General features: G+C 45.6%; 8 protein-coding genes. All 8 read right to left on the bottom strand.

Translation table 11 applies throughout. The features are described 5' to 3' along the window. Positions 1–6: 6 nt before the first annotated feature. The 8 genes from NSS67_RS12285 to NSS67_RS12250 all read right to left on the bottom strand — a co-directional run bounded on the left by NSS67_RS12285 (position 7) and on the right by NSS67_RS12250 (position 12,091). Positions 7–1,161 (bottom strand): AI-2E family transporter, encoded by a 1,155-nt coding sequence (locus NSS67_RS12285; RefSeq protein ID WP_339319790.1) that lies wholly within the window; start codon positions 1,159–1,161, stop codon positions 7–9. 320 nt (positions 1,162–1,481) lie between these two features. Continuing rightward, positions 1,482–2,240, bottom strand: a complete 759-nt coding sequence (locus NSS67_RS12280; protein WP_339319789.1) for a FadR/GntR family transcriptional regulator — start codon at positions 2,238–2,240, stop codon at positions 1,482–1,484. A gap of 15 nt (positions 2,241–2,255) precedes the next feature. Further along, positions 2,256–3,164: a dihydrodipicolinate synthase family protein gene (locus tag NSS67_RS12275; protein ID WP_339319788.1), complete on the bottom strand. Its 909-nt coding sequence runs from the start codon at positions 3,162–3,164 to the stop codon at positions 2,256–2,258. Positions 3,165–3,188: 24 nt separating this feature from the next. Then, positions 3,189–3,971 (bottom strand): SDR family oxidoreductase, encoded by a 783-nt coding sequence (locus NSS67_RS12270; RefSeq protein ID WP_339319787.1) that lies wholly within the window; start codon positions 3,969–3,971, stop codon positions 3,189–3,191. A gap of 12 nt (positions 3,972–3,983) precedes the next feature. Continuing rightward, positions 3,984–4,628, bottom strand: a complete 645-nt coding sequence (locus NSS67_RS12265; RefSeq protein WP_339319786.1) for a bifunctional 4-hydroxy-2-oxoglutarate aldolase/2-dehydro-3-deoxy-phosphogluconate aldolase — start codon at positions 4,626–4,628, stop codon at positions 3,984–3,986. A gap of 16 nt (positions 4,629–4,644) precedes the next feature. Beyond that, complete coding sequence (locus NSS67_RS12260) at positions 4,645–5,607, bottom strand: sugar kinase (RefSeq protein WP_339319785.1); 963 nt, start codon at positions 5,605–5,607, stop codon at positions 4,645–4,647. 15 nt (positions 5,608–5,622) lie between these two features. Further along, positions 5,623–6,783, bottom strand: a complete 1,161-nt coding sequence (locus tag NSS67_RS12255; RefSeq protein WP_339319784.1) for a mandelate racemase/muconate lactonizing enzyme family protein — start codon at positions 6,781–6,783, stop codon at positions 5,623–5,625. Positions 6,784–6,967: 184 nt separating this feature from the next. Next, the gene (locus NSS67_RS12250) at positions 6,968–12,091 is read right to left on the bottom strand and encodes a glycoside hydrolase N-terminal domain-containing protein (protein ID WP_339319783.1); all 5,124 of its coding nucleotides are present in this window, start codon (positions 12,089–12,091) and stop codon (positions 6,968–6,970) included. Positions 12,092–12,459: the final 368 nt, after the last annotated feature.

Genomic DNA, 12,459 nt, shown 5'->3' with positions numbered 1-12,459 from the left:
TCCACATTATTCCTTATTCTCTTCAACCTGCTTATATAATCCGGACTGGAACCGGAACCATTGAAAAATATGTGTAAATACAACCTTTAGTACTGCGTAACCAGGAACTGCAAGGATAATCCCGAGAACGCCGAACATTTTTCCGGCAAAAATAATCACAAAAATGATAGTGATCGGATGAATCTTCAGCGACTTGCCCATAATTTGTGGAGAAATAAACTTCCCTTCAATTAACTGTACAGCCGTCCAGACGATGATCATCTTCAGCAGCATAAATGGAGAAGTGACCATGGCCACAACTAAGGCTGGTGTAATAGCAATTGCTGGACCTAAATATGGAACCACTGCTGTACAAGCAGCGGCGATGGCAAGAACGAGTGAATACTCCAGCCCAATAATCAAATAGCCAACATATAGCAGCGCACCAATACAGCAGCTTACTATAATTTGCCCTCGTATATAGGAAGATATCTGAGCGTTCATTTCCGACATTACCATCCGAGTCTGCGGCTGCAGCGAGGTAGGAACGAATTTTAGAATATAATCCGGCAATCTTTTTCCATCACGAAGCAAGTAGAATAGAATAAACGGTGTCGTTACTACCGCCAGCACTATCTCCGTAACTGCGCCGACGAAGCTCCCTACGCCGTTTAGAGCATTATTCAGAAAAGAAGTGCCCCAAGCCGTAATCTTGCTGGTTATCTCACTTAAATTGGTTCCTATACTATCTTGAATTTGACCAAAAAATTCACTACCCGTTAGATTCATAAATCGTTCCTGGATCAAGTCACTATACCTTGGAAATTCATCGATCAAACCAGATAATTGCGTACGAAGAATTGGAATCACCATTACCAGAATCAATGTGATGATACCCGCAATTAACAGGTAAAGAATGATGATCGCATACACACGTTTTATTCTGTATCTTTTTTCCATTCGGTCTACTAACGGATTCAGTAAGTAATAAGCGATACCCGATAGTAACAATGGTGCAGCCACCGTGTGTAGCAATACAGATATAGGCGTAAAAATAAACGGTATCTTTGAGAACACCAGGATCGTTATCCCAGTTAACAATAAAATAAGTAAGGTCACCACAAATTTATTGTTCAGAAAAAACTTTTTAAACTTCTCTGGCCACACCTGCAGCCTCTCCATCGTACCCTCTCCCCCATGCGCCCACCATATATGAAGTGTTATTTATTCACTTTTTAATAGCATAGTCAACGTTAGGGGCGCAAGTCAAATTTGATATCCGCGATTCTGCCCGTCTGCTCATTCAGTTTCTCATCGAGAACGCAAGTCGGTGGTGCAGTATATTGAAGCTGACTAAGAAAAAGAGCTCAAATGAACGCGACATCGTGAGTCGCGTTCATTTGAGCTCTTCCTCTTTCAACACATTATTTAAGGAGAAAACTCGCCACAGCCGGACAGACCCCATCCGAATACCGGTGCATACTCGGGGCTTATTCCGTGATTTAACGACTCTTCACGTGTTCCCTCACCGACTTCATCATATCCGCAATATGCGCCTTCATGAGCTCTCTCGCCTGCTCGGCTTGACGTTCCAACATGGCTATGGCAATTAGATTATGATAACTCATCGCCTTGCCTCTCATATTCGGAAGCTTGTTCGTCTCCCGCCTTCCGGCCGCAGACAAATCTGTGACAGCTGCCAACATTTGGGCAAGAACCGGGTTGTCCGCACCTTCGGCAATCAATTGATGAAATTGCAGATCGGTTGTAAAGAAGTCGCCTCCTTCTCTCATTTGCGCTTCCATGGTCTCGGCAAGCTCCTTTAGCTGCTTCACCTGCGAAGGAGTTGCCCGCTGCGCGCAGAAGTAAGCGAGATCGGGCTCCAGTACAATTCTCGCTTCAAGCAGCTGGAGCAACGAGCTGTTCCCCATCTCGCGCAGCTTATGTCCTGCATCCTCGAGCAGCCCCGGTTCGTTACTGACGAATAAGCCCCTTCCATGTTCGATGCTAATAATTCTCTGGCTCTCAAGGATACGAAGGGCTTCCCTCACAGCCGTCACACTAAGCGAAAATTCTTCGGCGAGCTCCTTCAGGGTCGGCAAACGTGTACCAGGTTTCCAGACTCCCGATTCGATACGAGCTTTCATCTGCTCGAGAATAGATTCATGTGCAAGTTTCTTCACAGTGACACTCTTCTCCTCATTCATCTTGACTTTGTCCTCATCATACCGTAAGGGCAGCAGTAAGATCAATGCATCCAAGAGTCCTTGTCTACTCTAAATCGTCCAGTAGGCTCCAAATTCGTCCAAAAAGCTCTCAATTTGTTCAAGCTCCTGCTGGTCCATGCCATATGCCGGTGTTCTGCAGTAGTCGGACGCGATTAGCCCTCGTCTATACAAAATAATTTTCTCCGCTTTAATAATTAATTCTACCCCTTGCATCCAGTACGAAATGTACGGTAGCAATCGATGGAACAAGCTCAAGTACGCCTTATGATCTACTTGACTCAGTCGGAGCAGCTCCACATACACTTCAGAGAACGAACACCCGGGTTGGATGCCGCTTGCCCCTCGCATAAGCACATCAGGCATTTGTACGCCAGCGTATCCGACCAAAGCGCCAAGCTTTCCATTCGAGCTGTCCAGCAATTGCCCTACGTAACGGCCCGGAGGTTGCGTTTCGACTTTTATGGCCTGCAAATTGTCGTGCTGCTCCTTTAGCCGAACGAACACATCGGGCGACAGCCTTACGCCGGTCTGACTTGGCGCGTATTGAACGACAACTGGAATCGAAACGGCGCTGACGACTCGACGAATATGCTCCATGATTGCATGCTCTGATGGTTGGAGGAAAAACGGCGGCAGCAGCATGAGCGCGTCCGCCCCCTGATGCTCGGCTAGCTTCGCTCTGTGTTCCGCCACTTCAGCGGAGTGATCCGTCACGGAGATCATGCTAGCCACTGTCGGATGCGCGGACGTTTCCGCCAGTAGAATCCGCTGCATCGTTTTTTTCTCTTCATCGGTCAGCTTATAAAATTCCGTTGCCAAGCCGAACAAAGTCAATCCGGAAATGCCGGTACCAAGCAAATGCTGCACCAGATGCTGAAAGCTGTCCTCATCCAGTAGACCGGTGTTCGTAAAGGTCGCGGCAACGATAGGTACAATGCCCGAAATCGATTTTCCCATTGCTAATTTTTCCTCCTACAATGTTTAATCCTGCAACAGCGCCGTGCGGCCGCCATCCACTACATAAGTCGTGCCGGAGGCAAATGCCGCATAAGAACTAGCAAGGAACGCGCAGAAGGCGCCGATCTCCTCGGTCGTTCCGAGACGTCCGACAGGATGCCTTCGCTCCGTCTCCTCCCGTTCCGCTTGCGGATCGGGAAAGGATTGGAACCAGGAATCGTTGCCAGGCGTATCAATAAACCCGGGGGCGAGGCCAACGGTCCGAATGGAAGGTCCCCATTCGATGGCAAGGCTGCGAACGAGCCCAGTAAGCGCCGTTTTGGCGACATTGTAAGGGAAGCAGCCAGCTATCGTCGAAATGGCATGATTCGACGTCATAATAACGATCACACCGTTCTTGCTTTGCTCCAGATCCGCTTTGCAGCATTGGCTGATAAACCAATGGGATCTCAAATTGAGATCCATATTATGCTGCCATAGATCCGCATCGCAGTCCGTCGCGCCAGCAAACACATTAGCACCAGCGTTCGAAACGAGAATATCAATACCTCCGAGCACCGTAGCTGTCTGCCTCACGAAATGACGAACCGCCTCGTCGTCGGTAATGTCTACCTCCACAAATAGGCTTTGCTTCCCCAATTCCTGCTGTTCCTTTTGGAAGTGCTCCCATGCCGGGCTGCTGTTGCGAGCGCAACCTGCGATTGTTGCCCCTGCCTGCGCCAGCACGCGTGACACACCTAGCCCGATGCCTCCGGATGCACCTGTCACGATAGCGACTTGGCCACTCAGATCAATATTAAGTGTCATTTGGTAATCTCCTTATCTTCTTGCTTTTTGAATAAGCTGCGTGAACGTTCTTGCCAACTCTCTCACCTCTTCGAAGCACCCGGCCTCAATGGCAGCCTTATTCACTAAATTACCGCCAATTCCAACGGCAACGGCCCCGTTCCGTATGAACTGTGCCACATTATCCAGCGTCACACCCCCGGTCGGCATCATTGGGATATGTCCCAATGGCCCTTGAAGCTCTTTGATATAATCGACCCCAAGTGCATTTCCGGGAAACACTTTAATCAAGTCTGCACCCGCCCTGTAGGCTGTTACAATTTCGGTTGGGGTCATCACTCCTGGGATCGAGATCTTCCCATATTCGTTGGTTACCCGGATTGTGTCAATATCCAAGATGGGGGAGAATATGAAATCTGATCCAGCCTGAATTGCCTGTTTCGCTGTATCCGCGTCTAATACAGTGCCAGCCCCCACTAAAACACGCTCACCAAATGTCTCCTTCAAAAGGGTAATCAAATCAAAAGCACCTGTTGAATCAACTGTTATTTCTAACGCGCCTACACCCCCTTCAACCAATGCATGCGCGATATGCAGCACATCTTGAAGTCTAGGTCGGCGGATAACGGCAACCACTCCTGAATCTTGGAGTTTCTGCAATTGTATCGATTTCATCATTGCAACACCTCGCTTCCTATCTGATTACATCTCGCTCGGATTGACTACTATCCATATAACGCTCGACTTCCTCATTCTTTGGCAATCCTTCGCTATCTCCATGCACGCCGACAACCATCGCACCGATGGCATTAGCCCGCCTGACGACCATCGATAATGGCTCGTTACGAAGAAGTCCGCTTATGACACCTGCGCTAAAGCCATCTCCTGCCCCTACGGGATCAACGACTTCCTTCACTGGAAAGGCCGGCACGATCCCGGACTCATTCATATTTAGATAAAATGCACCAGATTTGCCCAGCTTTACAATCACCGTCTTATCTCTTTGCGCTAACTTAGCCGCTATGGCTTCACAAGTATGCTCACCGGTCAAGAACTCGCCTTCATCCATGCCCGGGAGGATGACATCACATTTATCAGCGAGATCAGTCAACACCTGTCGTGCTTCCTCCCCGTTCCAGAGCTTCAGCCTCAAGTTAGGATCGAACACGACTTTTACGCCGTGAGCGCTGGCGATTTCGATAGCAGCAAATACCATTTCTCTACATGACTTGCTCAACGCAGGCGTAATCCCCGTGATATGTAAATATTTAGCGGATTTCAAATAGTCCTCATCCAAATCTTCGGGTCTCATCAGGCTTGCGGCGGAATTACGGCGATAATAATAGATTCTTACATCTCCCGAGTTGCGTTTTTCCTTGAAAAACAGTCCAGTCGGTGCTTCTTCGGTAAAACTGCAGCGAGACACGTCAACGCCCTCACCTTTCATTGATTTATAGATAAATTCGCCGAATGGATCCTGACCTAGCTTGCTGAACCAGCCTACGGAATGACCGAGTCTGCTCATGCCTATGGCTACGTTGGATTCCGCACCTGCCATTTGCCTAAAGTACTGATTCTCGTATTCTAGTGGCAATGTTCTAGCTGATGTAAATAATGCCATCGACTCGCCGAATGTAATGAGGTCTATTGATTTCATAAGTCAGATCTCCCTTTACACATAGAATCCTGGTCTAGCTTCCCGAACCCCCGGATGCGCTTTCATTACTTCCTCGACCAAATCGACACCAAGTCCCGGACGCCCTGATAACACGAGCTGTCCTTGTCTTACTTCGATTGGATGATCGATCACTTCGTCTCTCCACGGAACATCATTGAACATAAATTCCTGTCTAAAGAAGTTCGGAACCGAAGCGCAGACATGAGCGCTAGCCAACGTGGAGAGCGGCCCGTTAGGGTTATGCGGTGCTAACTGTACATTGTAAGCTTCCGCCATCGTCGCCATTCGTTTCATCTCGGACGGGCCGCCACAACGTGTAATGTCCGGCATTATGATATCGACCAATTGCTTCTCAAGAATCGGGCGGATTCCATATCTGGTATAGTGGCGTTCACCAACACAAATCGATACCTTTGGGTTTAGCCTTTCACGTATGGCCTTTAATGTCTCTGCACTTTCAGGTCCTACAGGCTCCTCGTACCACGTAATATCTAGTTCTGCAAGCCTATCTGCCATTGTGATTGCCGTTTTGAAATTCAGCATAGCATGTGTTTCGATCATCATATCCATTTCGTATCCTACCGCTTCACGTACAGCCTTCGTGACATCATATGCTCTCTGCTGAAGCTCTGGCGTCAAAGAAAGATTGCTGGACAAATCCTCCCCGTATAAATAGTTGGTGTGAGCGAACGGATCGAACTTCAATCCTCCAAAGCCGGCTTCTTTCACTTTAAGTGCTTGCGCCGCGTAATCCTCCGCATTATGACCGCCGCCCGTAAACCAGTAATTCGCATAAAGCGGAATCTCCGTGCGGAACGCTCCGCCGAGCAGCTCGTAACAAGGAACGCCAAGCACTTTTCCTTTCAAATCAAGCAGCGCCATGTCAATTCCGCTTATCGCGCACAGGCTTGCTCCGTATGGTCCTACCCAGTTCAAATCGCGATACAATTTAGTCCAAATAAAATCTGTTTTCATCGGATCAAGACCGATGATCCGTTCGCCCACATGCCTGGCGGCAGCTTCGACAATCGGACTTCCCGGCCAGTTCGTCGCTTCCCCGACCCCTGTGTGGCCTTCATCGGTATAAATTTTGATCATCGTCCAATTATATTTGACGCCTTCAACCAACCATACCTTCACGTCCGTAATTTTCACGCCGAAAACCTCCATGTATTTAATGATCATATCTTTATGTTGATATGATATGATGTATTTATCGCGAAGTCAATCCTATATTTTTTTGTAGTAGAAAACCTTACGACTTCAATAGCAGCGCTTACATAGAATGCACAAAAAGACTGAAAAACAGCGATAAAAACTGTCTTCCAGCCTCTTAGTATTAGTTATAAATCAGGGAATGAACAATAAACGCATCCACTTGCACGCCATTTTTAGCATCCGGACCTGGCTTCACTTTAGATATTTTGATCGTATGTTCCCCGTCTGTTAAATCTAGTTTCTCAAACACATAAAATGGCCAGATCCCTTCGCCGCGCAAAGAAAGATTCTCTTCAACGACTATGCCATCAATTTCAACACGTACCTGGCCCATATCGCTACCGCGAGAGGATACAAACTCAATACCGGTTCCCTCAAAACTAAATTCTACTGAAAAATCATCTGTACTATTGGGATCCGCATAGGTTACCGTTCCATTTAAATGTTTATCTTCATTCCAGTTGTTCCAATTTCCGCTGAACTTAACTCTTGGATCTCGATCATCAACAATTTCTGTTGTAGGTTCTGGTTCTGATGTTCCTATTTGGGTATAAACGACAAATCCATCCACTTGCACGCCATTTTTAGCATCCAGACCTGGGTTAACTTTAGATATCTTGATCGTATGTTCCCCTTCTGATAAATCTAGCTTCTTATACACATAAAATGGCCAAATCCCTTCGCCGCGCAAAGAAAGATTCTGTTCGACGACTGCGCCATCAATTTCAATGTGGACCTGACCCATATCGCTGCCGCGAGAGGATACAAACTCAATGCCGGTCCCATTAAATGTAAATTCCACTGAATAATCCCCTGTGTTACTTACATCAGCATAGGTAACCGTTCCATTCAAGTGTTTGCCCTCATTCCATTGTTTCCACGCACCGGTGTACTTAACTCTTGGATCTCGATCATCAACGATCTCTTGAGAAAGTCCAGGAATTTTTATACTGATTTCTAAATTCGCAGAAACACTTGGCATTCCTCGAAGAGATACTGTAACAAGAATCTGACCGGTTTTTTTAGCCGTCAGAAGCCCGTTCTGATCAATGGTAGCGGCATCTGTTGCATTCCCATTAAGAGCAGATACTTTCCACACATATTGTGTATCCGGTACGTTGGATCCCCCTATCAACTGCAAGGTTTCATCTTCTTCTGTAAGTTCTGTTTGATCGTTATCTGTTGTGAGTGAGACCATAGCACCGATTTCAACAGAAACCAGATGGAATATAGCTGTAGAAATGGTATTGTAATCATTGCTTACAAGCACATCCCGCAAAGCATCTTTTGAGAAATTGGTATATGGACCCTCCAACTTTTCGTTTGCTTCAGCAATCAATTTGTCTAATGTCGTTGTTTCGAGTTTCAGCTCAAACCGCGAGTCAGTGCTTAGATCAATTGCCTGCCCTTTATAACGCACGAATGGAGTAGCTCCAGTAGGAGAATGAATAACAGCTTTCGTTAGTTCTCCGTTTTCCCATGAAATTGACAGCTCATAGCCACCGCGTGCACGTATTCCGCTAACTTGCCCCGTCTTCCACTCACTTGGTAAAGCTGGCATAATATTCAATTCATCAAAGCGACTGTCAAGAATCGTTTCGGCAATAGATGCCCCTGCAATCGGTCCCCAATACGCCACATCAGAGCTGTTATATCCTGAGCTAAGTATACCGTGAAGCGTTTTATTATAACCCCATGTAGGAATACCCGCGTGGACTGATAAAGTGATATCGTCAGGATGATAGCCTCCGCCCAAACCGGTTAAACGAATCAACTCTTTTTTCTCTGCTTCGAATACAGCAGGATTCATTCTCTCGTTAATATCCAAATAACCTAGGAATAAGCCTAGTAAATGAGACGCATGACGATGATTCGCTTGCCCCCATGTATACTCGTTATACCATTCCTTTAAGCGACCATCTTCGGTAATATACTTCTCTAGAGGTACCATTTTAGCGTTTGCATTATTCACCTGATTGACGAAATCCAAGTCTACTTCATAACCGGATTTCTGCAATTGTTTGGACGCTCTTGCCACGATATTAAACAAATTTTTGTAAATTTGAATATCGCCTGCAGAACTGATATCGACTCCGCTTACCTTGCTTCCGTTCGCCGTGAACCAGTGCTCGGCAGATGCGGATGGAGCAATGACTAGATAGTTTTTAAGCTCGCCTTTCACACCTTCTACTTCCATTAAGGTACCTAGCGCAAAACGAGCCGCTCTCTCAATAATCGGGTACATTTCCTTCAAATATTCGATGTCCTGATTGAACTCGAATAGATTATAAATATCATTCATCAGCCAGAGTCCGCCGCTCGTCCAGTTGGCCCAATCCGTATCCAAACCATATAAATCCGTTTTACCCCAGATGTCCGTAGAATGGGCTACCATCCAAGCTTGATCAATTCCAAAGCTTTCTTTTGCGGTTTTTTGACCGTTAATTGCTAGGCCCTTCGTCCATTGCCACAGCGGTTCTGCAGTATCCGCTATGTTAGCCGGCCCTAAAAGTGCATGGAATTTTTGAATATTTTCGTTTAGAAAGTAAGCGCTCTGATTTTCAGGGTACCACTTATAGTTCCACATTCCCTGTAAATTGTTTGGAATAGGGTCCGTATTTTCTCGTTCCACTGAGATCATTAGATAACGGCTATACTGATAATGTCTTGCATATTCATAAGGTGTAATCGAAGCATTATTTTTTGCTTTAATCGAATCACCTTCCAGGTTAATCCATAGTCTTCTAAAAATCGATCTGAAATCGTCTTGATGACTTTGCAATAACGCATCATAGGTTTGGGCAGCCGCGCCATCAATATTGCTGCGTACAATACCGGAGACGTCAATTCCGCTATTCGATGGATCCGTAAACATATCCTTGAAACTCGTTTCACTAGAATAGATGAGAATAATCTCTGAAGCTCCTGAAACAACTAATGATTTCCCATCGCGGGCTTCCACAGTTCCACCGGAGGGAATAACCTTAACGCGAGATTCAAAGGTGATGCCTCTATTCGGATCCCAAATATTTTGGCTACCGGATACAGGAGCTCTGCCCGTCATTACCACTTCATTGTTGGCGATGTCAGCGCTTACTTTATTATCTGCAATTTTACCCACCATATTGTTGTGTAGTTCCATCATGACATTCATATTCATAGGCTCATTATTATCATTGCTAATCTTCACAACCATTACATTATCAGGGTAGCTAGTGAAAGCTTGACGGGTGTATGTTGTGCCATTTTTTACGAACGAAACGTTCGAAGTTGCGCCGTCCATATCTAGGTATCTATTATAACCCGTCACCTCATTATCCTTTAAATCCGGAAATTGAAGCTTCATTTTACCTAATGGCAAATGCGTGCTTAGATAAGAGGAGCTCCACATTTTTTGGGCTTCGGAATCACCTTCCTTCATTTTGGTTAATCGAGCTTCGCTTGTTATTCCTTCTGAATACGCTTCTGCAAGAAGTTCTCTAGTCTTATTAAAAGCATCAAGTCGTCCCTCTGGTGTCGTGCCATGGCTGCCAGTGCCACCTGCCTGGAGATCATCAATCGTGGCTGGATCCCCTGACCAGAAGCCTTTGTCACTTAGCTGGAAAATATCCTCTGATACTCCGCCTAATTGCTTGGCTCCAAAGCTACCATTTCCCATCGGTATTCCAAAAGCTGACCCTTCCCCGCTCGTAATGGCAGGCGAATTATAGGATAATTTCATGTTACTCCAATCATGTTCTTCCGTTGGCTCCGGTGTTGCTGTTGGTTCTGGTGTTGCTGTTGGTTCTGGTGTTGCTGTTGGCTCTGGTGTTGCTGTTGGTTCTGGTGTTGCTGTTGGCTCTGGTGTTGCTATTGGCTCCGGTGTTGCCGTTGGCTCCGGCGTTGCCGTTGACCCCGAATCCGTTGGTGTTCCACCAGTATAAATCATGCTGTCTGCCCCTAATCCGTTTATTTGATTTGGCAAGCGCTCAAAAGTTGACCCCTTTCCGCCTTTTTGAACGTTCGCACTCTCAATTTTTCCTTGTCCAGTTAATTTAACTAGTGCATCTACGATTAATTGGATTATTGTTGAACTGGCATTTAAATTAATTTGAGCTCCTTTTGCATCCGAACTCACATTTAATTGTTTGATGCTACCTTGCACGATATTAACAATACTATTAGAAGCTTGAACATCTACTTTTTCAAATGCACCGAGCAATACAACAATTGAATTTTCGGGCAAATCTTTTGATAGAACGATGTCTGTGATGCCCGCACCCTTTATTTCAGATTCTTCAATCTTAGCCCCCGATAGCAATATGATTTGAACAATAGTTGACAAACCCTTTGCGACTAAGTGAACATCTCCTTCCATCTTATTGACTATGACAAGTCCCAATGTAGAATCTATAAAGTAGATGGAGTTGGCTCCACCGCCCAGAATCGTCGTATCTCCCTCTACTTTTACATGGTCAATCGTGAAATCGCCATTTCCTACTTGTTTGTTTACAATTAGATTTCCCTTAATGACCAGATTCTGAAGCGTAATACCTGGCGCATTAATAATTACATTGCCTTCAACTACCTCCGCACCAGCTTCCGGACCATAAACTCCTGCCTGATTATAGGTTTTGTTACCAAACTTCATTTTCCAATTCATCGCTCTAGTTATGGCTACAACTGATTGCGCTCGCGTGATGTTACTTCTGGGTTGGAATAATCCATTTGGATAACCATTCATGATTCCATTCTCAACAAGATTACTCACAGCTGCTTGACTCCAGCTTGCAATGCTGGATGCATCGGTAAAACGAGATAGATTCTCTTGCTTGGACTCCAATCGCAGTGTAGCAGCCAACATGACAGCGGCCTCTTGCCTGGTCAAAGCTTTATTCGGACGAATGGTTTGGTCCTCATAACCTTTGATATAACCTGCTTTGACGGCAATGGCCATCTGCTCATATGCCCAAGTACCGGCATCCAAATCTTTATAGCTTATATTATCCTTGTCAGTAAAGCCCATTGCTCTATTGATTAATGTTGCAAATTCCGCCCTTGTGATGATGTTATTTGGTCTCATGGTTCCGTCGTTATAGCCGTTTAACCATCCTTTTTCAGCCCATTCTTTAAATACAGGTGCCGCCCATGAATCATTGATGTCTGTAGTTGGCTCAGCGGCGTTTACCACGCTAAAGGCTGAAAATATCATACAAATCGCCATTAACAAGGACACCAACTTTTGATAACGCTTACAACTATTCATTTTAAACCTCCCTAAATTTGATTTGCCTCCCCGCCCTACTGGAGAAAAAACTGCTAATTAACGGATGCGCTAACTTTAGAAGGGTTTAGCATTTTCATTGTAGTTCACTGGAAGATGAATCAATATAGTACGAATTAGACATTTACCATGAGGAATACGACGTCATTGTCGGACAGCCCTATACCGGCGCTCCCGCCCCATCAGAATGTCCATAATGCCATAATGTGAATGAAAACACAGCCTTATTCAATTTGAATGTTCTGGCATGACAATTGTAGAAGAATAGAAAAGGGTGCAATACAGTATGAACTAGCTATTTACCATGTTAAAATAGTGAAGATTAATCAATGGTATTCACCTATAGCGGG

It is taken from the genome of Paenibacillus sp. FSL R10-2734 (assembly GCF_037963865.1).
Taxonomy (GTDB): domain Bacteria; phylum Bacillota; class Bacilli; order Paenibacillales; family Paenibacillaceae; genus Paenibacillus_AQ.
This window is presented reverse-complemented; position numbering and strand designations above follow the sequence as displayed.